Source organism: Thermomonas fusca, from assembly GCF_005862345.1.
In the GTDB taxonomy this organism is placed as follows: domain Bacteria; phylum Pseudomonadota; class Gammaproteobacteria; order Xanthomonadales; family Xanthomonadaceae; genus Thermomonas; species Thermomonas fusca.
The window spans coordinates 376827-400952 of sequence record NZ_SROY01000002.1 but is presented as its reverse complement, the minus strand read 5'-3'; the positions used below and the strand labels follow the sequence as shown (position 1 = coordinate 400952).

Annotated in this window: 19 protein-coding genes and 1 tRNA gene; 9 read left to right on the top strand and 11 right to left on the bottom strand. The window is 70.9% G+C overall.

The genetic code is table 11. The annotated features are described in order from the left end of the window. Positions 1–31: 31 nt before the first annotated feature. Positions 32–931 (top strand): DMT family transporter, encoded by a 900-nt coding sequence (locus E5S66_RS06110; protein WP_138348705.1) that lies wholly within the window; start codon positions 32–34, stop codon positions 929–931. 78 nt (positions 932–1009) lie between these two features. Continuing rightward, complete coding sequence (locus tag E5S66_RS06105; RefSeq protein WP_212745324.1) at positions 1010–1576, top strand: hypothetical protein; 567 nt, start codon at positions 1010–1012, stop codon at positions 1574–1576. A gap of 7 nt (positions 1577–1583) precedes the next feature. Here E5S66_RS06105 and E5S66_RS06100 read toward each other — a convergent pair whose 3' ends face one another. Further along, complete coding sequence (locus E5S66_RS06100; RefSeq protein WP_171033486.1) at positions 1584–4304, bottom strand: serine/threonine-protein kinase; 2721 nt, start codon at positions 4302–4304, stop codon at positions 1584–1586. Between the two features lie 91 nt (positions 4305–4395). On the opposite strand from E5S66_RS06100, the gene E5S66_RS06095 reads away from it, so the two are divergent. Further along, entirely contained in the window at positions 4396–5298 is a 903-nt protein-coding gene (locus tag E5S66_RS06095; protein ID WP_171033485.1) for a GGDEF domain-containing protein, read from the top strand. A gap of 15 nt (positions 5299–5313) precedes the next feature. Here the strand turns inward: E5S66_RS06095 and ispG are convergent, their stop codons facing one another. Then, on the bottom strand, positions 5314–6567 hold the full coding sequence (ispG, locus tag E5S66_RS06090; RefSeq protein WP_138348394.1) for a flavodoxin-dependent (E)-4-hydroxy-3-methylbut-2-enyl-diphosphate synthase: 1254 nt from the start codon (positions 6565–6567) through the stop codon (positions 5314–5316). A 210-nt stretch (positions 6568–6777) separates the two neighbouring features. Here ispG and xseA point away from each other — a divergent pair, with 210 nt between their 5' ends. Further along, the gene (gene xseA / locus E5S66_RS06085; RefSeq protein ID WP_138348393.1) at positions 6778–8187 is read left to right on the top strand and encodes an exodeoxyribonuclease VII large subunit; all 1410 of its coding nucleotides are present in this window, start codon (positions 6778–6780) and stop codon (positions 8185–8187) included. 42 nt (positions 8188–8229) lie between these two features. Here the strand turns inward: xseA and E5S66_RS06080 are convergent, their stop codons facing one another. Continuing rightward, a complete protein-coding gene (locus tag E5S66_RS06080) occupies positions 8230–11079 on the bottom strand; it encodes a GGDEF and EAL domain-containing protein (protein ID WP_138348392.1) in 2850 nt (949 codons plus the stop codon). Positions 11080–11203: 124 nt separating this feature from the next. Here E5S66_RS06080 and E5S66_RS06075 point away from each other — a divergent pair, with 124 nt between their 5' ends. The 3 genes from E5S66_RS06075 to E5S66_RS06065 all read left to right on the top strand — a co-directional run bounded on the left by E5S66_RS06075 (position 11204) and on the right by E5S66_RS06065 (position 14534). Next, on the top strand, positions 11204–11794 hold the full coding sequence (locus E5S66_RS06075; RefSeq protein ID WP_484421927.1) for an RNA polymerase sigma factor: 591 nt from the start codon (positions 11204–11206) through the stop codon (positions 11792–11794). Then, complete coding sequence (locus E5S66_RS06070; protein WP_138348391.1) at positions 11791–12702, top strand: hypothetical protein; 912 nt, start codon at positions 11791–11793, stop codon at positions 12700–12702. Before E5S66_RS06075 ends, E5S66_RS06070 begins: the two co-directional genes overlap by 4 nt. A 71-nt stretch (positions 12703–12773) precedes the next feature. Next, entirely contained in the window at positions 12774–14534 is a 1761-nt protein-coding gene (locus E5S66_RS06065) for an ABC transporter transmembrane domain-containing protein (RefSeq protein ID WP_138348390.1), read from the top strand. Between the two features lie 55 nt (positions 14535–14589). Here the strand turns inward: E5S66_RS06065 and E5S66_RS06060 are convergent, their stop codons facing one another. Together E5S66_RS06060 and E5S66_RS06055 are read right to left on the bottom strand one after the other, a co-directional pair. Next, a complete protein-coding gene (locus E5S66_RS06060) occupies positions 14590–15207 on the bottom strand; it encodes a YdbL family probable chaperone protein (protein WP_138348389.1) in 618 nt (205 codons plus the stop codon). A gap of 34 nt (positions 15208–15241) precedes the next feature. Further along, positions 15242–17263, bottom strand: a complete 2022-nt coding sequence (locus E5S66_RS06055; RefSeq protein WP_138348388.1) for a translocation/assembly module TamB domain-containing protein — start codon at positions 17261–17263, stop codon at positions 15242–15244. Positions 17264–17296: 33 nt separating this feature from the next. Between E5S66_RS06055 and E5S66_RS06050 the strand changes: the two genes are divergently transcribed. Continuing rightward, positions 17297–17989, top strand: coding sequence for an Hpt domain-containing response regulator (locus tag E5S66_RS06050; protein ID WP_138348387.1), 693 nt, complete (start codon positions 17297–17299; stop codon positions 17987–17989). Between the two features lie 72 nt (positions 17990–18061). Here E5S66_RS06050 and pgi read toward each other — a convergent pair whose 3' ends face one another. From pgi to pcnB, 6 genes are all read right to left on the bottom strand, one after another. After that, entirely contained in the window at positions 18062–19585 is a 1524-nt protein-coding gene (gene pgi, locus E5S66_RS06045; protein WP_138348386.1) for a glucose-6-phosphate isomerase, read from the bottom strand. Positions 19586–19590: 5 nt separating this feature from the next. Continuing rightward, positions 19591–19971 (bottom strand): aspartate 1-decarboxylase, encoded by a 381-nt coding sequence (gene panD / locus E5S66_RS06040; RefSeq protein ID WP_038053446.1) that lies wholly within the window; start codon positions 19969–19971, stop codon positions 19591–19593. A 112-nt stretch (positions 19972–20083) separates the two neighbouring features. Then, the gene (gene panC / locus E5S66_RS06035) at positions 20084–20944 is read right to left on the bottom strand and encodes a pantoate--beta-alanine ligase (protein ID WP_138348385.1); all 861 of its coding nucleotides are present in this window, start codon (positions 20942–20944) and stop codon (positions 20084–20086) included. A gap of 56 nt (positions 20945–21000) precedes the next feature. Continuing rightward, on the bottom strand, positions 21001–21816 hold the full coding sequence (gene panB, locus E5S66_RS06030) for a 3-methyl-2-oxobutanoate hydroxymethyltransferase (protein ID WP_138348384.1): 816 nt from the start codon (positions 21814–21816) through the stop codon (positions 21001–21003). 66 nt (positions 21817–21882) lie between these two features. Next, positions 21883–22386 (bottom strand): 2-amino-4-hydroxy-6-hydroxymethyldihydropteridine diphosphokinase, encoded by a 504-nt coding sequence (gene folK / locus E5S66_RS06025; RefSeq protein WP_028839436.1) that lies wholly within the window; start codon positions 22384–22386, stop codon positions 21883–21885. Between the two features lie 20 nt (positions 22387–22406). Then, on the bottom strand, positions 22407–23768 hold the full coding sequence (gene pcnB, locus E5S66_RS06020; protein WP_138348383.1) for a polynucleotide adenylyltransferase PcnB: 1362 nt from the start codon (positions 23766–23768) through the stop codon (positions 22407–22409). Between the two features lie 117 nt (positions 23769–23885). On the opposite strand from pcnB, the gene E5S66_RS06015 reads away from it, so the two are divergent. Beyond that, a tRNA-Glu gene (locus E5S66_RS06015) sits at positions 23886–23961 on the top strand. Positions 23962–24126 lie beyond the last annotated feature (165 nt).

Sequence of the window (24126 nt, the reverse complement as noted above, 5' to 3'; positions counted from 1 at the left end):
GCGCAGCACCCACGCGCGCGCCGCCCTGCTGATGCTGGGCAGCACGCTGGGGTTCGGCCTGATGGCGATCTTCATCCGGCTGGCCTCGAAGACCATCCCGACCTGGGAAGTGGCGTTCTTCCGCAACAGCTTCGGCTTCCTCACCCTGCTGCCGCTGCTGGTGCTGCCGGCGCTGCGCCAGCCGCGGCCGGCCGCCGCGTTCGCCGCCAGCGTGCGCACCGACCAGCTGCCGCGCTACGTGGTGCGCACCGCGATCGGCATCGCCAGCATGTTCTGCGGGTTCTGGGCGATCGCCCACCTGCCGCTGGCACAGGCGGTGTCGCTGGCGTATTCGTCGCCGATCTTCGTCACCATCGCCGCCATCCTGATGCTGGGCGAGCGCGTGCGGGCGCGCCGCTGGACCGCGGTGGCGCTGGGTTTCCTCGGCGTGCTGGTGATCGTGCGGCCGTGGTCGCATGCGTTCAGCATGGGCTCGCTGGTGGCGGTGTCGGCGGCGGTGCTGAGCGCACTGGTTGCGATCCAGATCAAGCAGCTCTCGCAGGTGGACAAGGCCGACACCATCGTGTTCTGGACCTATGCGCTGTGGGTGCCGATGTCGCTGCTCCCGGCGCTGTTCGTCTGGGTCTGGCCCAGCGGCATCACCTGGCTGTGGCTGGTTGCCACCGGGCTGATGGGCACGGTCGGCCAACTGCTGTGGACGCGCGCGCTGAAGCTGGGCGACGTGTCCGCGCTGACCCCGATCAGCTTCATGCAGCTGCCGGTGGTCACCCTTGCCGGCTGGGTGCTGTTCGACGAGGCGCTGGACGGCCCCACCCTGCTGGGCGCCGGCATCATCCTCGGCTCCACCTTCTACATCGCCCACCGCGAGGCCAAGCTGGCGCGCCAGCAGCGCAGCAATGCGCCCAGCGAGGCGGTGGAGCCCGGCAACTAGCGGACCGTGCATTCCGGCACGGGTGAGTGCCGGCGCGGGGTGCTATTTCTTCAGGGCCTCCCTGCTGGATGAACCGCGATGCGCCCTGCCCTGCTGCTCCTGCTCGCCGCGCTGGCCGTGCCGGCCTCCGCCCAGAACGCCGCGACCGCCACCGCGCCGCCCGCACAACCGGTGAATTTCACCGTGCCCGCCGCGGCGGCGCAGGACGTCGCCAGCATCGATGCCATCATCAAGACGCTGTATGCGGTGATCTCCGGGCCGGTCGGCCAGGCCCGCGACTGGAACCGGCTGCGCTCGCTGTTCGTTCCCGACGCCAGAATGATGCCGGTGGGCGTGCGCGCCGACGGCGGCACCGGCATGCGCCTGCTGCGGGTCAATGACTACGTGGCGCTGTCCGGCCCGATGCTGGTCGAACGGGGCTTCCGCGAGACCGAGCTTGCGCGCCGCACGGAGCAGTTCGGCCATATCGCCCATGTGTTCAGCACCTACGAGGGCAAGGTGGAAGCGGGCACCGCGCCGATGCGCGGCATCAACAGCATCCAGCTGATGCATGACGGCCAGCGCTGGTGGATCGTGTCGCTGATGTGGGAAGCGGAGAACCCGAAGCTGGCGCTGCCCGCGCAGTACCTGCCCGCCGGCAGGTAGGCGCCGCTCAGCGCACCGCCTGCCGCGCCTCCTCGCGCTCGGTGTCGATGATGTCCTGGCGCTTGGCCAGCCGCGCCTCGCCCAGCGTCTTCGGATCCGCCCGCAGCAGCGGCTCGATGTAGCGCGCGCGCAGTTCGCCAGCCGCGCCGGCCTGCCCGCGCTTGCGCAGCAGGCCTTCCAGTTGCCAGGCCGCATCGATGGTGCGGGCATCTTCCTTGCCCAGCGCCACTTCCCGCAGCGGCAACAGCTCCTGGTAGGAAGCGATGGCCAGCGTGGCGTTGCCCAGCGCATCGGCAGCCTGCGCGCGGATGTCGTAGCCCATCATCAGCTCGCGATGGCGCTCCCCCAGCACCTGCCGGGCGGTGGGCAGGTAGCGGTCGAGTTGGGCCAGCGCGTCTTGCGCGCGCCCGGCCTGGTACAGGGTGGCGGCCCGGTTCAGCTGGATGACCATGGTGTCCGGGTGCGACGGGCCCAGCAGGCGCACCCGCGCGTCGGCAACCTGCGCCTGTAGCGGGATCGCCCGCGCAAAGTCGCCGGAGCGGGCGTAGAAGCTGGACAGGTTGAGCAGGCCGCGCAGCGTCTGCGGGTGGTCGGCGCCCATCACCCGGGTGCGCGCATCGACCACCGCCTGCGCGATCGGCAGTGCCTGCGCGTTGTCGCCGCTGTCGCTGAGCATGTTCGCCAGATTGCCCAGCTCGCCCAGCGTGGTCGGATGCTCGGCCCCGAGGCGCCGGGTCTGGATCGCCGCCAGCTCGCGCTGCATCGCCACCGCGCCAGCCTTGTCGCCGGTCATGATGCGCATGATCGCGAGGTTGTGCTGGGCGCCGAGGGTATCGGCATGGTCCTTGCCCAGGGTGGCGGCGCGGATCGCCACCACCGTTTCCAGCAGCTTGCGCCCTGCATCCGGTTCGCCCATCCGCCCCAGCAGCGTTGCCAGGCTGTTGGTGACTTCGGTCGTGGCCGCGTCCCGTTCGCCCCGCAGGCGGATCGCATCGGCGCGCAACGCCTCCAGCAGCGCGCGCGCGCGCGGGCGATCGCCCAGCGCGGCGATGGCATCGGCCTGGTCGAGCCGCAGCTTGATCCACAGCGGATCCTCGGCCGGCAGCGACGCCGCATCGCGCAATGCGGTGTCCGCCAGTGCCAGCCCCTCCTTCGTGCGGGCAGCCTCCAGTAGCGCCCGCACTTGGGCTTGGCGTGCCCTGAGGGTTTGCGGCGCCGAGGCGCCCAGCGCCCTGGTGCGGTAGTCGGCCACCTGCGCGAACCCTGCCGCGGCCTCGGCCGGCAGTCCCAGCGCCAGGCGCACCCGCGCCACCGATTCGCGCAGGTCGGCGGCCAGCGCCGGATCATTGGCGAAGTCGTGTTCGATGGCGCGCTCGGCGTTGGCCAGGATGCTGCGGTCGATCACCGAACGTGCGACATCCGGCGTGCTGGTGCGCGCCAGGCCGCGCTCGAACGCCGGCACGTCCCCGCCCGCCTGGCGGGCGACCTGCGTGCGCAGATCGCGGCCGATATCCACACCCATCGCTTCGACGTCGACCCCCTCCAGCATCGACTGCTGGAACGCCGCCACCCTTTCCAGCTGCGCATTGCGCTGCTCGGCAATGGCGCGCTGGGCGCGGGCCTGCAACAGGCCGTAGACCGACAGCGCCAGCCCGCCGACCAGCGCCAGCACCACCGCAGTGGCGGCGATGATGCCGGTGCGATGACGCTGCGCGAACTTGCGCCAGATGTAGCCGCGGCCGTGCGGTGCGGCCAACAGCGGCTGGCCGTCGAGGAAACGCTGCAGATCCTCGGCCAGTGCGGCGGCGGACTGGTAGCGCTCGTTGCGCTCGAAGCGCATCGCCTTCGCCACCACCCAGTCCAGCTCGTTGCGCAGCACCCGCCGCATCCGCGGCAACGGTTCCCGCCGCGCCTGTGCGATCCGTCCTGCATCAACTGGCGACAGGGTCGACAGCTGCTCCGACGGTAGCCGCAGCGTATGCACGCCGCTGGCCGCGGTTTCGCCGTTGGCATTCGGCCGCTGGCCCGTCAGCAGTTCGCAGAGCACCACCCCCAGCGCATACACGTCGCTGCGGGTATCGACCAGCGCCTGGTCGCCGCCGGCCTGCTCCGGGCTCATGTAATCCGGCGTACCGGCGACTTCGCCGCCCGAGCCCGCCGCCGTGGCGGTGGCGATGCCGAAATCGATGATCTTCGGCAGCGGCCTGCCGTCCACCTCGTCCACCAGCAGGTTGCCCGGCTTGAGGTCGCGATGGATCACGCCTTTTTGGTGCGCGTGCTGCACGCCCTCGCAGACGCGCACGAACAGGGCGATGCGCTCGCGCAGCGACAGCGCGTGCTGGTCGCAATAGGTGGTGATGGGGCTGCCGGCGATGAATTCCATCGCGAAATACGGATGGCCATCGGCGGTGGTGCCGGCATCGTATATCTGGGCGATGGCCGGGTGCCGCATCCGTGCCAGCAGCTGCCGCTCGACTTCGAAATAGGCCACCCGCCGCGCGTCCATCCGCTGCGCACGCAGCAGCTTGAGCGCCACCGTGCGGCGCACAGGCTGCAGCTGTTCGGCACGATAGACATCGCCCATGCCGCCGCGCCCGAGCAGCGATTCGATGCGGTAATGGCCCAGCTGCACCCCTGCGGCCAGCGCTTCACCCGCAGGCACCGTTGCGCTCGGCATGGCTTCCAGCAACTGCGTGCGTTCCGGATCGTCCGGCGTGTCCTGCGTCATCGGCACTCTCCCCTGCCGCGCAATTCTAGCCGCCTGCTGGCCTTGCCCCGCGCTGACGTTAAACTCGCGGGTCAGCCAGCTCCACACTGCCATGACCACGACGGACACCGGCTCGCACGACACCACCCAGCGCACGCTGTTCAGCGAGGGCCCGCTGCGCCCTGCGCCGCGGCCGGCTTGCGTGGTGGTGATTCACGGCGAGGGGCTGGGCCGGCGTGCCGACATCCATGAAGCGCCGGTGCTGATCGGCCGCTCGCCCGAGGCCGACTTGTCGCTGCAGCACAAGAGCGTCTCGCGCCAGCACTGCCGGATCTGGCGCGACGGCGATATCTGCCGCATCCAGGACCTGGGCGCCACCAATACCACCTGCGTCAACGACGCCAGTCTCCGCGCGGAAACCGTGCTCGCCGATGGCGACCGCATCACCGTGGGCGAAAGCATCCTCAAGTTCATCGCCCAGGACAGCGTGGAAGCGCGTTACCACGAGGAGATCTACCAGCTGGCGGTGAACGACCCGCTGACCGATCTCTACAACCGCCGCCACTTCTGCGAGATGGTGGACAAGGAGATCGGCCGCGCCGTGCGCCACGGCCGCCCGCTGGCGCTGTGCATCATCGATGTCGACCTGTTCAAGCCCGTCAACGACCGTTATGGGCACATCAGCGGCGACGAGGTGCTGCGGCGGATGGGCGCGCTGGTGCAGGCGCATGCCCGCGGCGACGACGTGGCCGCGCGCATCGGCGGCGAGGAATTCGCCCTGCTGCTGCCCGAATGCGCGCTCGACGATGCGGTCGCACTGGCGGAACGGTTACGCGCCGCGGTAGCGGATGAGGTTTTCGCGCCCGGGGGCGAGCCGCAGCAGATCACCATCAGCATCGGCATTGCCGGGCTCGCCCCAGGCCGCGACAGCCGCAGCACGCTCATGACTGCAGCCGACGTCGCCCTGTACCGGGCCAAGAGCGAAGGCCGCAACTGCGTGCGGATCGAAGCCTGACCGGACACGGACGGGTCAGTCGGCCCGCGCGGCCCCGTAGTGCGACTGCACGTAGCCGTCGATCAGCGCAACGAACTCCTGCGCGATGTGTTCGCCGCGCAGCGTCACGGTCTTCTCGCCATCCACGAACACCGGCGCCGACGGCGCCTCGCCCGTACCCGGCAGGGAAATGCCGATGTTGGCGTGGCGCGATTCGCCCGGGCCGTTGACCACGCAGCCCATCACCGCCAGGGTCATGTTCTCCGCGCCGGGGTGGCTGATCTTCCATTCCGGCATCTTCGCGCGCACGTGCTCCTGCACCACCTTCGCCAGTTCCTGGAAGAACTCCGAGGTGGTGCGGCCGCAGCCGGGGCAGGCCGTCACCATCGGCGTGAACGCGCGCAGGCCCATGGTCTGCAGAAGTTCCTGCGCGACCACCACTTCCTGCGTGCGCGAGGCGCCCGGCTCCGGGGTCAGCGAGATGCGGATGGTGTCGCCGATGCCTTCCTGCAGCAGCACGCCCAGCGCCGCGCTGGAGGCCACGATGCCCTTGCTGCCGATACCGGCTTCGGTCAGCCCGAGGTGCAGGGCGAAGTCGCTGCGCCGGGCGAGGTCGCGGTACACCGCCACCAGCTCCTGCACGCCGGACACCTTGGCGCTGAGGATGATCTTCTCCGCCGGCAGGCCCAGTTCCACCGCGCGCTGCGCCGATTCCAGCGCCGACAGGATCAACGCTTCGCGCATCACCCGGCCCGCGTCCCAGGGCAGCGCGCGCTGCGCGTTTTCGTCCATCAGCCGCGCCGCCAGCGCCTGGTCCAGCGAACCCCAGTTGGCCCCGATCCGCACCGGCTTGCCGTAACGGATGGCGAACTCGATCAGCTGGGCGAACTGGGTGTCCTTCTTCTTGCCGAAGCCGACGTTGCCGGGGTTGATGCGGTACTTCGCCAGCGCTTCGGCACAGGCCGGCTCGTTGCTCAGCAGGGTGTGGCCGTTGTAGTGGAAGTCGCCGATGATCGGCACGTTCACGCCCATCATCGCCAGCCGCTCGACGATCCTCGGGATCGCGGCTGCGGCTTCGGCGGTATTCACCGTCACCCGCACCAGCTCGGAGCCGGCGCGCCAGAGTTCGCCGATCTGCTTGCTGGTGGTCGCCACGTCGGCGGTATCGGTATTGGTCATCGACTGCACCACGACCGGCGCGCCGCCGCCCACCTGCACGCCCCCGATCTCGACGGGGCGGGTGATGCGGCGGGCAAGCGGGCCGAAGCGGTCTGGAGCGAATGTGGTCATGCGGGCATTTTAGCGACTGCGACGCACTTCCATGCACGGCTTGGCTGCGGGGCGGGCCTGCTTCGAGCGCGCCATGGATGGCGCGCGGGCGCGCATCGTGGCTGGATGCGAAGCCCAAGCGGCGAAGCAGGCTTGCCCCGCAGCCAAGCCGTGCAGCGACAAACCGCGTAGTGCCCACCGCGAAATAACGCATTTCGCTACGATGCCCCCATGCAACGCGACGCCAACGTCCTCACCCCCAGCCAGCTGAACACGCTGGCGCGCGACCTGCTGGAAGGCAGCTTTCCCAGCGTCGTGGTGGAGGGCGAGATCGGCAACCTCGCACGGCCGTCGTCGGGCCACCTGTATTTCACCCTCAAGGACGCGCGTGCGCAGGTGCGCTGCGCGCTGTTCAAGCCCAAGAGCCAGTGGCTGAACTTCATCCCGCGCGAAGGCCTGAAGGTGCTGGCGCGCGGGCGGCTGACCCTGTACGAGGCGCGCGGCGACTACCAGCTGGTGCTGGACGGGATGGAGGATGCCGGTGAAGGCGCGCTGCGGCGGGCCTATGAGGAACTGAAGGCGCGGTTGCAGGCGGAGGGACTGTTCGATGCCGCCCGCAAGCGCGCCCTGCCCGCCTTCCCGCGCCGGATCGCGGTGCTGACTTCGCCCTCTGGCGCGGTGATCCGCGACATCGCCAGCGTGCTGCGCCGCCGTTTTCCGCTGCTGGACGTCGAGCTGCTGCCGGTGCCGGTGCAGGGCGAAGGCGCCGCCGCGCGCATCCGCAGCATGCTCCTGCGCGCCGACGCCAGCGGCCGTTTCGATGCCATCGTGCTGGCACGAGGCGGCGGCTCGCTGGAAGACCTGTGGGCCTTCAACGACGAGGCGCTGGCGCGCGCGATCGCCGACTGCATGACGCCGGTGGTCTCGGCGATCGGCCACGAGACCGACTTTTCCCTGAGCGACTTCGCCGCCGACCTGCGCGCGCCGACGCCTTCGGCCGCCGCGGAACTGCTGGCGCCCGACGCCGCCGGCCTGTCGGCGCGGCTGGCCGCCCTGCAGCGACAGCTGCAGGCGCAGCAGGCCAATGCCCTGCGGCAAGGCATGCAGCGGGCGGACCGCGCGCTGCTGCGGCTGCAGGCGCAGCGTCCGCAGGCGCGGCTGGAGGCGTTCGCGCGCCGCGCCACCCAGGCCCGGCAGCGCCTGCACAACGCCATGCAGCGGCGGCTGGAACGCCAACATGCCGTGCTGCGCCACGCCGACGCGACGCTGCGCGCGCAGCATCCGCAGCGCCGGCTGGAACGGTTGCGGCAGCGGCTGGCGGAACTGCGGCCACGCCCGCGTGCGCTGCTCTCCCGGCAACTGCAAGCTCTGCAGCTGCAGCTGCAATCGCTGCAACACCGCCCGCGTGCGCTGCTGGTGCAGCGCCTGCAGCACGATGCGGTGCACCTGCGCGGGCTGGCGCGTTCGCTGCACGCGATCAGCCCGCTGGCCACGGTGGCGCGCGGCTACAGCATCCTGCAGCGCGAGGACGGCCAGGTGGTGCGCAGCATCGACGAGGTAGCCGCGGGCGACCGGCTGCGCGCGCGCCTGCACGACGGCGAGCTGGCGGTGCGGGTGGAGACCGCAATCCCGTCCCGCTGAGGCGGCACCTGCCGGCGCCCCGGCGCGGTGCGGGCGAAATCGTCAGGCTGCGGGCAGCGGCACCGGCGGGCTGAACAGGAACCCCTGCGCATAGATGCAGCCGAGTTCCAGCAGGCGGTCGCGCTGGTGGCGGGTTTCCACACCCTCGGCGATCAGCTCGATGCCCAGGCTGGTGGCCAGCGCCACGATCGCGCGGATCACCGCCACGCTTTCGGCATAGCCGTCGCTTTCCAGCCCGGCCACGAAGCTGCGGTCGATCTTCAGGCTGGCAATCGGAAAACGGTGCAGGTAGGACAGCGCGGAAAACCCGGTGCCGAAATCGTCCAACTGCGCCAGCACGCCATGGCTGCGCAGCAGCGCCAGGCTTTCCAGCGTGCGCGGGGCGTCGTCCAGCAGCGCCACCTCGGTGATCTCGATCCGCAGCCGCTCCGGCGCCACGCCCGCTGTCTCCAGCAGCGACAGCAGCCGGATGGCGAAGTCCGGCGCGCGGAAATGCCGCGGCGAGACGTTGATGGCCGCATAGCCGGGCAGCGGATGGCGCGACAGATCCTCGATCACCCGCGCGTACAGCAGCCAGTCGATCTGTTCGATAAGGCCGCTGTCTTCGCCGACGTCGAGGAACTCGCCCGGCACCAGCAGGCCCTGCTGTTCATGCCGCCAGCGCAGCAGCGCCTCCTGGCCCACCGGCTCGCCGGAATCCATCCGCACGATCGGCTGGTAGTACGGCACGAAGCGCTCGGCCTGGATCGCGCGGCGCAGGTCGGTTTCCATGTCCAGGCTGCGGGTTGCCTCGCGGTGCATCTGTTCGTCGAACATCGCGCAGCGGTCGCGGCCGTCGCTCTTGGCGCGGTACATCGCGGCGTCGGCGTCGCGCAGCATTTCCTCGCCGCTGCGGTAGCGCGGGTGCCACAGCGCGATGCCGATGCTGGCGCTGGGAAACAGCTCGCGCCCGGCCACCCACAGCGGCGCATTGAGCGACGAGAGCACGCGCCGGCCCAGTTCCTCGGCCATGCCCGGGCCGTCCAGCCCTTCGGCAAGGATGGCGAATTCGTCGCCGCCAAGGCGCGACACCACGTCGTCGCCGCGGACCGTGCCGACGATGCGCCGGCCCGCCTCGACCAGCAGTTCGTCGCCCGCCGCGTGACCGGCGCTGTCGTTGACCAGCTTGAACCGGTCCAGATCCATGAACAGCACGGCGAAGCAGGCCTGCGGGTCGTCCGCCGCCGCCGTGATCGCACGCGCCAGCCGTTCCAGCAGCTGCAGCCGGTTCGGCAACCCGGTCAGCGCATCGTGCCTGGTCTGGTGGATCAGCCTGCGCTCGGCGCGCATGCGCTCGCCGATCTGTTCGACCAGTTCCGCATTGGTCTCGGCCAGTTCGCGGGTGCGCTCGCTGACCCGCTGCTCGAGGTTGGCATGGGCCTGCATCAGCCGGTCCTGCGCCTGTTTGCGCGCAAGGCTGCTGCCGATATGGAAGGCCACGAAGGTCAACAGGTCCTGGTCGCGCACGCTGAAGTGGATGTCCGCGGAATAGCTCTGCACCGCGATCACCCCGACCACCTTGTCCTCGTGCATCAGCGGTACGCCCAGCCAGCAATGGGCCAGGCTGCCGTGGCTGCGCACCGTGCCCTGCGCCTGCAGCGCCTCGATGCGGGCGCGATCGGCCAGCAGCGGCTTGCCGTTGCCGAGAACGTATTCGGTCAACCCGGCAGCCAGCTTGCGCGGCGCGCGGTCGACGTCGCGTTCGTCCACCGAGTACGGGAATTCCAGCATGCTGCCATCGTCGGAAACCATCGCGATGTAGAAGTTCTGCGCATACAGCAGCTCGCTGACGATGTCGTGGACCTCGGCGTAGAAGCTGTCCAGGCTGTCGCTGGTCATCGACAGCTCGGCGATGCGGAACAGCGCGCGCTGGATCTCCTGCATGCGCTTGCGTTCGAACACCTCCGCCTGCAGCTCCTCGTTGGCGCGCCGCAGTTCGGTGGTGCGCTCGGCCACCCGCGCTTCCAGCCGCCTGCGCGCATCGCGCCGCTCCAGTGCGGTCAGCACATGCTGGGCCACGTAGGCCAGCAGCACGCGATCATCGTCGCTGTAGACATCGGCCTGATGGTAGTTCTGCACCACCAGCGCACCGGCGATGCGCTCGTCGCGGCTCATCGGCACGCCCAGCCAGTCCGCGCTGTCCGGCCCGCTGTCGTCACCGCGCGGGATACCGAACTGCGCGCGCAGTTCCGCCGAGGGTCCGCGCAGGGTGTCGCCGCTGCGCAGCAGGCGCATGGTGAGGGTGTTTTCCTCGTCGGTGACCGGGATTTCCTGATCCGGGTCGTTGCGCCACGGATCCAGCTGGTCGACGAAGTACAGGAAGCGCATCGTCCGGCGGATGTGGTCGTAGAGAACGATGTAGAAGTTCTCCGCATACATCAGCTCGCCGACGATCGCGTGCACCCGCCGCAGCATCACCGGCAGGTCGAGGTTGCTGCCGGCGAGATCGGCGATCTCGTAGAGCGCCTGGCGCAGCTGTTCGGAGCGCTGCAGCGAAGCGATCCGCTGCTCCGCCAGCGCCTGCCGCACCGCCTGCTCCAGCAGCTGCCGCGCACCCGCGAGCCAGTAGCTGGCTACGCCTTCCGGCCACGGCTGCGGATGGCTGGCAACGATGGTCAGGTCCGCGCCGTCCGGGCCGCGCCATTCCTGCCGCAACAGGCCGGCGCCCTGGGCTTCGCCGCCGGCCGAGTCGCTGCCCGCACCCAGCACCGACTGCCGCCATTCCACCCGCACGCACGCGCCCACGGGCAGCGTCTGCGCCAGCGTCCCGGCGATGCCGGCCAACGCGCCTTCTCGCCGCCGCTGGGCGGTTGGGATGGGCGTGGGCGGAATGGAGGCCGAGGAACCGTTCATCTGCGGGACATATTGCCTGCAACGGCAAACCCGCGCCATGCCGGCAAACCCCGCAGCGCCCGCATGGACGTTGGCGGTTTTCATGGACCGCCAACCGCTGCCTGCGCACCCCTTCCCGACAGCCGTGGCTGCCCGTAGGCTGGTGCCGGTGGATGCGCCGGAAAGCAGCGATGAATGCCTGATGCTGGCCTGGGTGGCCGGCGACGCCGGCGCGTTCGAGCAGCTCTACGCCCGCCACCGGCTCAGGCTCTACCGCTACCTGCTGCGCCAGCTGCGCGACAACGCCCTGGCCGACGAGCTGTTCCAGGACGTCTGGCAGCGGGTGATCGCCGCCCGCGCGGGCTGGTCGGTGCAGGAAAAAACCGCGGAAGCCGGGTTCGCCACCTGGCTGTACACCATTGCCCACCATCGCCTGGGCGACCACTGGCGCAGCCTCAAGCATCGCCCCGCCGCACCGGTGGACGCCGACGAGCGGCTGGCGCGGATTGCCGATGCCGACACACCCGAGCGCGTATTGTCGGAATTCGAGCGCCGCCGCCAGCTGCAGCTCGCGCTGGACGGCCTGCCCGAGGAACAGCGCGAGGTGCTGCTGCTGCGGCTGGAGCAGGAACTGACCCTGGAGGAGATCGGCGCAGTGACCGGGGTGGGCCGGGAGACGGTGAAATCCCGGCTTCGCTACGCCATGGACAAGCTGCGCGCGAGACTGCCGTCATGACCCGTCTGCCCCGCCCACCGCTGGATGCCGAGGAGCGCGCGCTGGCCGCGCAGCTGCCGCGTCCGCACGGCCGCGACGAGCCCGGCGCCGGCATCGATGCGCGCATCCTGGCCGCCGCGCACGCAGCCGCGGCAGCACCGGTCCCGGCCGCAAGCCGCAGGCGGCGCTGGCTGGTGCCGGCCGGGCTGGCCGCCTCGCTGTGCCTGGCGGTGGGGCTGGCCTGGCGGGTCCAGCTTGCGCCGCCGGACGCCGCGCCTGCGGCCGCCAGCGCCTACACGGAGCGGGCGCCTGCGGCAGCGCCCGTCGATGCATCGCCGGCACCGCCCGCAGCCGCGGTTGTGGCGGCGCCGGTGCAGCCGGCGCCGCAGCAGGTACCTGTAGCCGCGCCAGCGCCGCCGACTTCGCGCCGCCGGCCTGCTGCCGACGCGGCGCCGATGATCGAGGAGATGCCGTCGGCAACCGCCAGCGCGGCGTCCACGACCGGGATCGCAGCGACCCCGATGGCCGCGTTCCCCGCACCGCCTGCGCCGCCAGCACCGCCCCCGCCGCCAACTGCCAGCGATGCCGCGCCCCGCGCCTTGGCAACCGAATCGGCCGCGGCACCTGCCGCTCGCGTCGCCGCGCCGCCGGCGGCTCCCACCGCCGCCAAGGCGCGTGCCGCCCAGCCGGCAGTGCTGGCCGAGGACGCCGTTTCCGACGCGCCGGAAGCGGACATTCCCCCGGCCACCGCGGATGCGCCGGAAGTGCGCGAGGCGTGGCTGCGCCGGATCGGCGAGCTGCAGCGCGAAGGCCGGATCGCCGAGGCCCGCGCCAGCCTGGCGGAGTTCCGTCGCCGCTATCCGGACGCCGTGCTGCCGGCGGAGCTGCGCGCACTGGAAGCGTCGGCGGCGGAACCGGCTTCGCAATAACCCAACGACCGCTTCACATCCACCTGACCTGGATCGCGGCAACGGCGGGACGCCCCCGGTAAACTGCGCGCATGAACTCCACCGCCCCGGCGCCGGCAAAGGCGCCCATCGGTTCCCTGCGCACGCTGTGGCCCTTCATCCGCCGCCACTCCGGCCTGTTCTCCGCGTGGCTGGTGGCGCTGGCCTGCTCGTCCACCGCCACCCTGAGCCTGCCGGTGGCGTTCCGGCAGATGATCGACCACGGTTTCAGCAGCGGCGCCAACATCGACCGCACCTTCGCCTTCGTGCTGGCGGTGATCGTGGCGCTGGCGCTGGCCACCGCCGCGCGCTACTTCTTCGTCACCCTGCTGGGCGAACGCGTGGTCGCCGACCTGCGCAGCCGCCTGTACGCGCACCTGCTCGACCTCGACGCCGGCTTCTACGATCGCAGCCGCAGCGGCGAACTGGTTTCGCGCCTGACCGCGGATGCCGAACTGCTGCGCAGCGTGATCGCCTCCAGCATGTCGGTGGCCCTGCGCAGCAGCGTCACCGTGATCGGCTCGATGGTGATGCTGTTCGTGACCAGTCCGAAGCTGGCGGCGTGGGCCCTGCTGGGCATCCCGCTGGCGGTGGCGCCGATCGTGATTGGCGCGCGCCGCATCCAGAAGGTCTCGCGCGCCAGCCAGGACCGCATCGCCGACGCCAACGCGCTGGCCACCGAAGCGCTGGGCGCGGTGCGCACGGTGCAGGCGCATTCGCGCGAAGCGTACGAGCGCGGCCGCTACGCACAGGCGATGGCGAGCGCCGTGGCCACCGCGCGCAAGCGCATCGGCGCGCAGGCGCTGGTGACCGGGGTCGCCATCACTCTGATCTTCGGCGCGGTGATCGTGGTGCTGTGGTCGGGCGCGCACGACGTCATCGCCGGCCGCCTCAGCGCCGGCGCGCTGGGCCAGTTCGTGATGTACGCGCTGATCGGCGGCGGCTCGGTGGGCGCGCTGGCGGAAGTCTGGAACGAACTGCAGAAGGCCGCCGGCGGCATGGGCCGCATCCACGAACTGCTGCAGGAAGCGCCGGCCATCGCCGCACCAGCCCAGCCCAGGGCCCTGCCGGTGCCGGTGCGCGGCGAGATCGCGTTCGAGAACGTTACTTTCCACTACCCGCAGCGCCCCGACACCGCCGCGCTGGCCGGCTTCAACCTGCGCGTGCGCCCGGGCGAGACGGTGGCGCTGGTGGGGCCGTCCGGCGCCGGCAAGAGCACCGTGTTCGGCATGCTGCTGCGCTTCCACGATCCGCAGTCCGGCCGCATCGCGCTGGATGGCATCGACCTCCGCGACCTCGATCCCACCGTCCTGCGCGAAGCGCTGGCGCTGGTGCCGCAGGCGCCGGCGATCTTCGCCGCCAGCGCCGCCGACAACATCCGCTACGGCCGGCTGGAGGCCAGCGATGCCGATGTCCGCAAAGCCGCGGAATCGGCCGAGGCCGACGACTTCCTCGACGCCCTGCCCGACGGTTTCGCCAGCGAGCTGGGCGAACGCGGCGCGCGCCTGTCCGGCGGCCAGCAGCAGCGCATCGCCATCGCCCGTGCGCTGCTCAAGGACGCGCCGGTGCTGCTGCTGGACGAGGCCACCTCGGCGCTGGACGCGCACAGCGAGCGCGCCGTGCAGACCGCGCTGGAACACCTGATGGAAGGCCGCACCACGCTGGTGGTGGCGCACCGCCTGGCCACCGTGCTCAAGGCCGACCGCATCGTGGTGATGGACCACGGCCGCATCGTCGCCGAAGGCACCCACGCCGAACTGCTGGCGCAGGGCGGCCTGTACGCGGAGCTGGCGAAGCTGCAGTTCCTCGACTGACGGCGCAAAACAAAACGCCCGGCATTGCCGGGCGTTCTGCTTCACCTGCCTGCGCTTACTTCTGCTTCCAGCTGCCGCCGGACTGGTACCACCAGCCGGCCTTCGCGCTGGCGATCCACTGCTTGGCGAACACGCCGCGAATCTGCTCTTCCCACTCCGGATGGCCGTTCGCCACCGCCACTTCGCGATAGACCGCCTTGCGGTCGCGGTTGTCGTCGGCAACCGCCGAGTTCATCGCCACGCGATCCTTCAGCTCCACTTTCGAGGCGTCGCGCACGGTGATCAGGCCGTCGGCGGTAAAACCCAGTGCGCCGCTGTCGAAGCCCGCGCGCAGGGTCGCGTTGAAGCGGGCTTCCATGCGCGACTGGATGGCCTGGATGGCCGGCGTCTTCAGGCTGATGTCGGGCGCGGACTGCGCGCGCGCGCTGCCGATGCCGACCAGCGCCCACGGGTCGATACCGGACAGGTCCAGCTCGATGCGACGCTCCAGCATCGCCATGCCGCCACCGGCCGGGGGTTCCTTGATCTCGACCTTGTCGGCTTCGTTGATGACCTTCTCGACGAACTCCTTGGCCGCTTCCTTGGCTTCCGCCGCCGGGAAATACACGTTGATCGTCACGCACGCGCTGAGCAGCAGCACCGCCGCGACCGGCATGCCCATCCAGTGTTTCATCGCCTCGCTCCTTGGTTCGTCCAACTCGATTGCATCAGTCCACCACCGGCGCCACGTCGCCCTTGCCGGCCGCGATCAGGCGTTCCACCAGCGTCGGCCAGTCCACCGCACGATTGAAGCCCACCACGTCCAGGCGCGGCAGGCCGCTGCCTTCGACGATAGTAAAGGCGTTGCCCGCTGAACGCAGGCCCGACATCGCGCAGACCTGGTTCTCCAGCCGGCAGCCGATGCCGATGCGGCGGTAGCCGAAGTCGGAGAACAGGCCGATCAGCTGGCCCTGCAGGCTGGTGATGAAGGAGGCGTCGCCGACGCTGCTGATGTCCTGCACCGCGCGCTGGCTGATCCGCTGGCGCACGCCCGGCGCCTCGTCGGTGATGAAGCGCGCATCGAAGGCCACCGGCGTCCAGTCCACCAGCCGCAGGCCGTGGACGCGGCCATCCAGGCGCCCGGTGATGCTGCCGAAACCCAGCACTTCGGTCAGCCGCAGCAGGTCCAGATCATCCATCGCGATGTCGGCACTCAGGCTGGGCGCGGTGCCGAACGGGCGCTCCAGCGCCAGCGAGGAAAACGCCACCCGGCCGTCGAACAGGCCCAGCGACAGCCCACCGTCGAAATCGATGCGGTCGTTGGCGTAGTGCACGCGTGGCAGGTCGCCGTCCAGCCGCCCTTGGAACGCGGGCAGACCCAGTGCCTGCGAGACCTTGCCGAAATCGATGCCCGCCAGCCGCATGCCGAAGCGGATATCGGCACCGGCGCCATGCTGTGGCGGCCGGATCACCACGTCGCGCAGGCCCAGCCGGCCACCCAGCATCGGCATCTCCACCGTGCCGTCCACGCGCAGCGCACCATCGGCGCTGGCGAACGGCAGCCGGGCCGCGCCGAAGACCAGCCCATACAGCTGGCCGCCGTCCCACTGCAGTGCGCTGGCAACCGGCGCGCCGGCGGAATAGCGCAGGTCGCCGCGCAGGCCGTCGAACACGAAACGCCGGGCGGGGTCGCGCAGATCCACGCCGTGCAGGTGCGCGTCGATGCCGGCCAGCTGGCCGCCGGCCATCCGCGCGTCGATGTCGATGGCACCGTGCAGGTCGACCTCGCCCAGCCCCATCAGGCCCATCCAGCCGGACAGGTAGCGCGGCCGCAGCGGCGCCATGTCGGCGCTGCGCGCGTGCACGTCCAGCGCCTGCAGGGCGCCGTCCGGCGCCAGCGCGGCGCTGGCGTTGGCCACCAGCGCATCGCCGTCGCGCCATTCGATCCGCGGCAGCTGCCAGCCGGCGTCGCCGCGCCGCTCCGCCTCCACCCGCAGCCCCACCGGCGTGGCCGGCAGCGCAACGTAGGTGTTGCCGGCGAGGAACTCGCCGCCATGCAGTTCTCCGATCACCGCCACCTGCGCCAACCCGCCGCCGCTGCGGTAATCGAGCTGCAGGGCGCCGCCCAGCCCCTCGCCGACGATGCTGGAATCGGCATTCTCGAAGCTCGCGCCGCGCAGCCGCAGCGCGCCGTCCACCAGCAGCGGCGCGCGCGCGGGCGTCGCCAGCCGCAGCTGTCCGTCCAGCGTGCCCGCCTTCAGCCGCCCCTGCGGCCATGCCTGCGCCAGCAGCGCCTGTGCCCAGGCCAGCGGCACCGCGCGCAGGTCGAAGCGGGTGAGATCAGGCGCGGCGACGGTGCGGTCCAGCGCCAGCCGGCCATCGCCACGCGCCAGCGAGGCGTGGGTGGTCGCGGTATCGAAGGCCAGCGCCAGCCGCAGCGGCGCGGCGCGGCCCTGTCGCAGCTCCCCCTCGCACTGCCAGCCACCGCGCGCGGTGCGCAGCAGCGGGCAGCGCCAGTGCAGGTCGCGGAAGCGGTAGCCGAGGTCCGGCGCATCCACCCGGCCGGCCCACAGCTGCAGTTCGCCGGCCGACGCGCCATCCGGCCAGTCCAGCCGCAGCCGCACCTGTTCCAGCGTCGCCACCGCGGTGGTGACCTTGGCCACCCGCGCCTGCGCTACCCGCGCCGACGCCGCCGGAGCGGCAAGCACCGCCAGCAGGCACAGGCAAAGCGTTAGCATCGGGCGCGACATGCACGCAGCATACAAAGCCCCGATGGTGCCGCGATGAATCATTCCCCCGCCCCTGCACTGCCGCGCCTGCTGCTGGTCGAGGACGACCCCGTCAACGCCGCCTTCCTCGCCGGCGCCAGCGCCGCGTTGCCCGCCGAGGTGGTGCAGGCAGGCAGCCTGGTCGAGGCCGAAGCGGCGTGCCGCGACGCGGACTTCGACCTGTTCCTGTTCGATGCCAACCTGCCCGACGGCCGCGGCGAAGACCTGCTGCGCAGCCTGCGCGGCGCAGGCATCGGCACCGTTGCGCTGGCGCATACCGCGGATGTGGACGATGCGCTGCACACACGCCTGTTGGCGGCCGGCTTCGTCGCGGTGCTGCGCAAGCCGCTGCCGGTGGCGACGCTGCATGCCGCGCTGCGTCGCTGGCTGCCGGCTGCCGAAACGGCGCGGCCCTGCTGGGACGATGCCGCGGCGCTGGCCGCGCTGGGCGGCCAGGCCGCGCACGTGCAGGCGCTGCGCGGGATGTTCCTCGACGAGTTGCCGGCGCAGCGCGGACGCATCGCCCTGGCGGTCGCGGACGGCGACGCCGCGACGATCCGGGCCGAACTGCACAAGCTGGTCGCCAGCTGCGGCTTCGTCGGCGCGGCGCGACTGGGCGATGCGGTGCAGGCCATGCGTGCGGCGCCGCTGGATGCGGAGGCGCTGCGGGCGCTGGACGCTGCCGTTGCCGAGCTGTTGCCCGGATAACCACCCGGCGCGGAACCGGGCGGGCTGCGGCGCGTCGGGCACGGCGCGGGCGCTGCCTGCGCCGCGCATCCCTCAGGAAGCGGCGCCCCGCAGTTCCGCCAGCAGCGCGCGGGTCACCGGATCATCGGCATCGCGCTCACCGCTCAGCGCCGGCAGCAGCGCGTTGGCGACCTGCTTGCCCAGCTCGACGCCGAACTGGTCGAAAGCATTGATGCCCCACAGCACCGACTGCAGATAGACGCTGTGTTCGTACAGCGCGATCAGCATGCCCAGAGACTGCGGGGTCAGCGCGTCCAGCAGCAGCAAGGTGCTGGGACGGTTGCCCGGATAGCGCCGGTGCGGATCGTCGCTGTCGCGGCCATTGGCCAGCGCCTCGGTCTGCGCCAGCAGGTTGGCCAGCAGCGCAGCGTGGTTGGCAGCAAACGGATGGTCGGCTCTGGCCACGCCGATGAAATCCGCCGGCACCACCTGGGTGCCCTGGTGCAGCGCCTGGAAGAAGCTGTGCTGGGTATCGGTGCCGGCGCCACCCCACCACACCGGGACGGTGTGCCATTCAATTTCGCGGCCATCCAGCCGTGCCGACTTGCCCAGGCTTTCCATCACCAGCTGCTGCAGATAGCTGGGCAGCAGGCGCAGGCGATCGTCGTAGGGCAGCACGGCCTGGGTGGCCGCATGCAGGCCGTTGCGGTTCCAGATCGCGGTCAACGCATGCCAGACCGGCAGGTTGTCGCGCAGCGGTGCGTGCAGGGCGTGGGCGTCCAGCGCCGCCGCGCCGTCCAGCAGCGCCTCGAAGCGGTCCATCCCCAGCGCCAGCGCGATCGGGAAGCCCACCGCCGACCACAGCGAATAGCGTCCGCCCACCCAGTCCCACATCGGCAGGGTGCGTTCGGGCGGAATGCCGAAGTCGGCAACCCGCGACGCATTGGTGCTGACCGCGTACAGGCGCCCGCTCTCGGCAGAAGCGAGGTCGCCCAGCCAGGCGCGGACGATGCCGCCGTTGAGCAGCGTCTCCTGCGTGCCGAAGGTCTTGGAAATCATGATCGCGGCGGTGCGCCGCGGGTCCAGCCCGGCCAGCACGCGGCGCGCCGCGTTGCCGTCCACGTTGGACAGGAAATGCACCCGGAAGCGCGCATCCGGCTGCGCCAGCGCATCGACGATCAGGCGCGGCCCGAGGTCGGAGCCGCCGATGCCGATGCTGACGATGTCGGTGACGTCGCTGGCGGCCAGCGCGTCGACCAGCTCGCGCATGCGCAGCTGCGTGGACAGCGCCTGCGCACGCGCCGCCAGCGCGAAGGCAGTGCCGGCAGCGTTGCCGCGCAGAGCGCCGTGCAGGGCCGCCCGCCCTTCGGTGACGTTGACCTCTTCGCCCGCCAGCAGCTGACGCAGCGCCGCGGCCAGGTCCGCGCGTTCCGCGATCGCGAACAGCGCATCCAGCGCTTCGCGGTCATACCGCTGGCGCGCGAAGTTGGCGTAGAGCGGGCCGCAGCGCAGGGCGAAATCGCCGGCGCGGGCGGGATCGGCGGCCAGCAGCGCCGGCAGCGTGGTGCCGGAAAGCCGGTCGGCGTGCGCCTCCAGACCTTCCAGCAAGCCGGCCATCCCGGTCAGGCCGCCTGCTTGGGCATGGAGTGGTTGGTGTGGGTCAGCCGGTTGTCGCGGTCCACGTACACGCAGGTCGGCTTGTGCGCCGCGGCCTCCTCGGCATCGCACTGCACGTAGGCGCAGATGATGACCAGGTCGCCGACCCGCGATTTGTGCGCGGCCGCGCCGTTCACCGAGATCACCCCGCTGCCTTCCTCGCCGCGGATCGCGTAGGTGGAATAGCGCTCGCCGCTGGTGACGTCGTAGATGTCGATGCGCTCGTATTCGCGGATGCCGGCGATGTCGAGCAGGCGACCGTCGATCGCACAGGAGCCTTCGTAATGCAGCTCGGCGTGGGTGACGGTGGCGCGGTGGATCTTGCCCTTGAGCAGGGTGAGTTGCATGGTTTTCGACTCCGGTGGAACCGGCCGGATGTCCGGCCTGCGGGAAAAGTATAGGGCGGGCTTTCCGCGCTGCAACAAACAGGACCTTCACGGACCCGGCGCTGCGCCCGGGTCAGGCGTGCCCGGCGAGCCCGAATTCGAGATTGTCGATCAGCCGCGTACGCCCCAGCCGGGCGGCGATGAGCGCCACCAGCGGGCCGGGCTGGCCGTCCACCGGCTCGCTGAAATCCGGGCGCCGCAGCACCGCGTAATCGGGCACGAAGCCGGCGGCGCGCAGGGCGGCGTCGGCCTCGGCCTCGACCTGCGCCCGCGGCGCGCCGGCCTGCGCGGCATCGCGCATCGCCAGCAGGGTGCGGTGGATCGCCGGCGCGGTCGCCCGCTCCTGTGCCGACAGGTACTGGTTGCGCGAACTCATCGCCAAACCGTCGTGCTCGCGCACGATCTCGCCGGCCAGGATCTGCACCGGCACCTGCAGGTCGGCCACCATCTGCCGGATCACCGCCAGCTGCTGGAAATCCTTGCGCCCGAACGCGGCCACGTCCGGCTGCACCTGGTTGAACAGGCGCGTCACCACCGTACACACGCCATCGAAATGGCCGGGCCGGCAGGCGCCTTCCAGCACCGCGCTGACGCCAGGCACCTGCACCTTCGCCGCCAGCTCCACCCCGAACGGATACATCGCCTCCACTTCCGGCAGCCACAGCACGTCGCAGCCGGCGGCTTGCAGCCCGCTGGTGTCGGCATCGGGGGTGCGCGGATAGCGGGTGAAGTCCTCGCTCGGGCCGAACTGGGTGGGATTGACGAACACGCTGGAGACCACGCGGTCGCTGTGCTGCCGCGCCAGCGTCACCAGCGAATAGTGGCCGGCATGCAGGTTGCCCATGGTGGGCACGAAGCCGACCCGCAGGCCCTCGCGCCGCCAGTTGGCGATGGTGGCGCGCAGTTGTTCGAGTCGGGTGATGGTCTGGATCACATGGGTCGCCTGGATGGCCGCCGGCTCTCCCGCCCGGGGAAAGCGTGGCTGCGCTGCTAGCTGTAGGAATGCGCCTTGTCGGGGAAGGCGCCGCTGCGCACCGCCTCGGCATAGGCGCGCAGGGCGCCGGCGATGGAACCGCCTTCGGCAAGGAAATCCTTGACGAACTTGGGCTTGCGGTGGCCGGTATCGATGCCCAGCAGGTCGTGCAGCACCAGCACCTGGCCATCGCAGCCGGGGCCGGCGCCGATCCCGATGGTCGGGATCGGGCTCGCCGCGGTGATCTCGGCGGCAAGCTCGGCGGGCACGCCCTCCAGCACCAGCAGGGCTGCGCCCGCATCGGCCACGGCCAGCGCTTCCGCGCGCAGGCGCTCGGCGGCGGACTGTTCGCGCCCCTGCACCTTGAACCCGCCCATCTTCAGCACCGACTGCGGGGTCAGGCCCAGGTGCGCGCAGACCGGGATCTCGCGGTCGACCAGGAAGCGGATCGTCTCCAGCTTGTGACCAGCGCCCTCCAGCTTGACCATCGCCGCGCCGGCCTGGATGAAGCGCACCGCCGCCGCATGCGCCTGTTCCGGCGTGGCGTCGCTGCCGAACGGGAAGTCGGCGATCTTCAGCGCGTGGCTGGCGCCGCGAGCGACCGCGGCGGTGTGATAGACGATGTCCTCCACCCGCACCGGCAGCGTGGATTCGTGCCCCTGCACCACCATGCCCAGCGAATCGCCGATCAGGATCAGGTCGATGCCGACATCGTCCAGCACCCGCGCGAAACTGGCGTCGTAGCAGGTCAGCATGGTCAGCCGGCGGCCCGCCTCTCGTGCCTGGGCGAGCTGCGGCACGCTCCAGGACTTCTGTTCGGCATGTACGCTCATCGCGGTTTCCGGCAGGTCGGGGGCGGCATTATCGCGCAGAACCCGCAGCGGGCCGCTTGCGCCGGGTCAAGCACCTTCGATTGCGTCCACGCCGGCGCTGTCGACATGCCGCAACGCTTCGCCCACGCTGCCGTGGCCGGGGAACGGCTGGTCGGCGGCGATCTCGGCCAGCGGCACCAGCGCGAACGCGCGTTCGTGCAGGTGCGGATGCGGCACGCGCAAACCCGGAACATCGATCCGTTGCTGGCCATACAACAGCAGGTCCAGATCGAGCACGCGCGGGCCCCAGCGCGTTGCGGCCGCCTCGCCGTCGCGCAGGCGACCGGCCGCGCGCTCGATGGCCAGCAGCTGCGCCAGCAGCGCCTGCGGCGCGAGCCGGGTTTCCAGCAGCGCCGCCGCGTTGACGTAGTCCGGCTGGTCGGTGCGGCCCCAGGCCGGCGTGCGGTACAGGCGAGAGGTCGCCAGCAGGCGGCTCTCGGGCAGCGCCGCCAGCGCGCGGAAGGCAGCGCGCAGCGCCTGCGCGGGATCGCCGAGGTTGCCGCCCAGGCCGATGCAGGCCCTTGCCGGCATCGAGGCGGCTGGTTGTTCGCTCACGACCTGCGGCGGCGGCGACGGCGGCGCGGCGCGGCGGCGGCATCCGGATCAGCTTCGGCTTCCGCCTCCGCGTCGTCGTCCTCAGGCTCGCTCGCGTCGTCAGCCTCGCTGGCGGCCACGGCGACCGCCGGCTGCAGCTGCACTTCGCGCCAGAACGCGACATCGTCGGCATGTGAATCCGACGCGGCCAGGCGCAGTTCGAGGAAGTCGATGGCGGCGCGGAAGCGCGGATGCGCCAGCAGCCGGAACACGCGCTTGCGCTGGCGCAGCGAGAACCGCGGCTGCATCAGCCAGATCTCCTGCATCGGCAGCGAGAAGCGTCGCGGCAGCGCGGTGCGCGCGACCTGGTGCATGGTCACCCGATCAGCGGCGCGGCGCTGCGCCTCGACAGCGTGCACGCCCTGCGCCTGCAGCTGCGCCAGCGCGCGGCAGTAAGCCGGCCACAGCAGCACCGCGAACAGGAAGGCCGGCGACACCGGCTCGTCGTTGGCCACGCGTGCGTCGGTATTGCGCAGCCCCTGCACCAGCATCCGCCGCAGCGCGCCGGACTTGTTGGAAGTCAGCGCCTTGGCGGTTTCCGGCAGCAGCGCCGACAGCAGGCCGTGCGCTTCCAGGTGTTCGAAGCCGGCGACCGCATGGCCGGACAGGAACAGCTTGAGGGTTTCCTCGAACAGCCGCGCCGGAGAGGCGTCGGCAAGCAGCGGCGCCAGCCGCGGCAGCGGTTCGGCGGTGGCGGCCTCGATGGTGAAGCCCAGCTTCGCCGCCAGCCGCGCCGCGCGCAGCATGCGCACCGGGTCTTCGCGGTAGCGCGCTTCCGGCTCGCCGATCAGCCGCAGCAAGCGCGCCTCCACGTCGGCATAGCCGCCCACGTAGTCGCGCACCGAGAAGTCCTCGATCGCGTAATACAGCGCGTTGGCGGTGAAGTCGCGGCGCACCGCGTCGTCCTCGATGCTGCCGTAGATGTTGTCGCGCAGCAGGCGGCCACCGTCGTCGGTCTGGCGGTCGCCGTCGTCGTCGCCGCCGTTGGCGCGGAAGGTGGCGACTTCGATGATCTCGCGGCCGTAGACCACGTGCGCCAGCCGGAACCGGCGGCCGATCAGCCGGCAGTTGCGGAATAGCGCCTTGACCTGCTCGGGGGTGGCGTCGGTGGCGATGTCGAAATCCTTGGGCTCGCCGCCGATCAGTAGGTCGCGCACCGCGCCACCGACCAGATAGCCGCCGAACCCGGCTTCGCGCAGGCGGTACAACACCCGCAGCGCATTGGGACTCATCTGTTTGCGGGAAACACCGTGAACGTCGCGCGTGATCACGCGCAGCTCCGGGACGACGGGGAAGATTGGGCTTTCGGTTTGGGTCATGCGCTGCGATTGGCGGAAACGGGGGCGTTGCCAGAGGCAGACGCAGCCTTTTATACTAGCAAGCTCGACGCGCCATCCGGCAATGTCGGGCCGGTCGTCCAACCGGCTGCACCCAATGCTCCCTTCGTCTAGAGGCCCAGGACGTGGCCCTCTCAAGGCTAAAACACGGGTTCGAATCCCGTAGGGAGCGCCAATCATGAAAAAAGCCCGAGTCATTCGACTCGGGCTTTTTTCATGATGCGACCGGAGCGATGAGAACCCGCAGGGTTCGACAGATTCGCCGGGAGCGAATCTGGACAGCCGCAGGCTGCCCGAAGGGGTGAGCCGCCGCGCTTGCGCGCCACCGATGCGCGCGGCG

What these genes read in the sequence shown, in the direction of transcription:
- E5S66_RS06050 (WP_138348387.1), top strand. Translation starts at nt 17,297, where the DNA reads ATGAATCATTCCCCCGCCCCTGCACTGCCGCGCCTGCTGCTGGTCGAG.
- E5S66_RS06055 (WP_138348388.1), bottom strand. Translation starts at nt 17,263, where the DNA reads ATGTCGCGCCCGATGCTAACGCTTTGCCTGTGCCTGCTGGCGGTGCTT.
- pcnB (WP_138348383.1), bottom strand. Translation starts at nt 23,768, where the DNA reads ATGACCCAAACCGAAAGCCCAATCTTCCCCGTCGTCCCGGAGCTGCGC.
- xseA (WP_138348393.1), top strand. Translation starts at nt 6,778, where the DNA reads ATGCAACGCGACGCCAACGTCCTCACCCCCAGCCAGCTGAACACGCTG.
- panB (WP_138348384.1), bottom strand. Translation starts at nt 21,816, where the DNA reads ATGAGCGTACATGCCGAACAGAAGTCCTGGAGCGTGCCGCAGCTCGCC.
- E5S66_RS06080 (WP_138348392.1), bottom strand. Translation starts at nt 11,079, where the DNA reads ATGAACGGTTCCTCGGCCTCCATTCCGCCCACGCCCATCCCAACCGCC.
- E5S66_RS06100 (WP_171033486.1), bottom strand. Translation starts at nt 4,304, where the DNA reads ATGACGCAGGACACGCCGGACGATCCGGAACGCACGCAGTTGCTGGAA.
- E5S66_RS06095 (WP_171033485.1), top strand. Translation starts at nt 4,396, where the DNA reads ATGACCACGACGGACACCGGCTCGCACGACACCACCCAGCGCACGCTG.
- pgi (WP_138348386.1), bottom strand. Translation starts at nt 19,585, where the DNA reads ATGGCCGGCTTGCTGGAAGGTCTGGAGGCGCACGCCGACCGGCTTTCC.
- E5S66_RS06060 (WP_138348389.1), bottom strand. Translation starts at nt 15,207, where the DNA reads ATGAAACACTGGATGGGCATGCCGGTCGCGGCGGTGCTGCTGCTCAGC.
- E5S66_RS06065 (WP_138348390.1), top strand. Translation starts at nt 12,774, where the DNA reads ATGAACTCCACCGCCCCGGCGCCGGCAAAGGCGCCCATCGGTTCCCTG.
- folK (WP_028839436.1), bottom strand. Translation starts at nt 22,386, where the DNA reads ATGCCGGCAAGGGCCTGCATCGGCCTGGGCGGCAACCTCGGCGATCCC.
- E5S66_RS06110 (WP_138348705.1), top strand. Translation starts at nt 32, where the DNA reads ATGCTGGGCAGCACGCTGGGGTTCGGCCTGATGGCGATCTTCATCCGG.
- E5S66_RS06105 (WP_212745324.1), top strand. Translation starts at nt 1,010, where the DNA reads ATGCGCCCTGCCCTGCTGCTCCTGCTCGCCGCGCTGGCCGTGCCGGCC.
- panD (WP_038053446.1), bottom strand. Translation starts at nt 19,971, where the DNA reads ATGCAACTCACCCTGCTCAAGGGCAAGATCCACCGCGCCACCGTCACC.
- E5S66_RS06070 (WP_138348391.1), top strand. Translation starts at nt 11,791, where the DNA reads ATGACCCGTCTGCCCCGCCCACCGCTGGATGCCGAGGAGCGCGCGCTG.
- ispG (WP_138348394.1), bottom strand. Translation starts at nt 6,567, where the DNA reads ATGACCACATTCGCTCCAGACCGCTTCGGCCCGCTTGCCCGCCGCATC.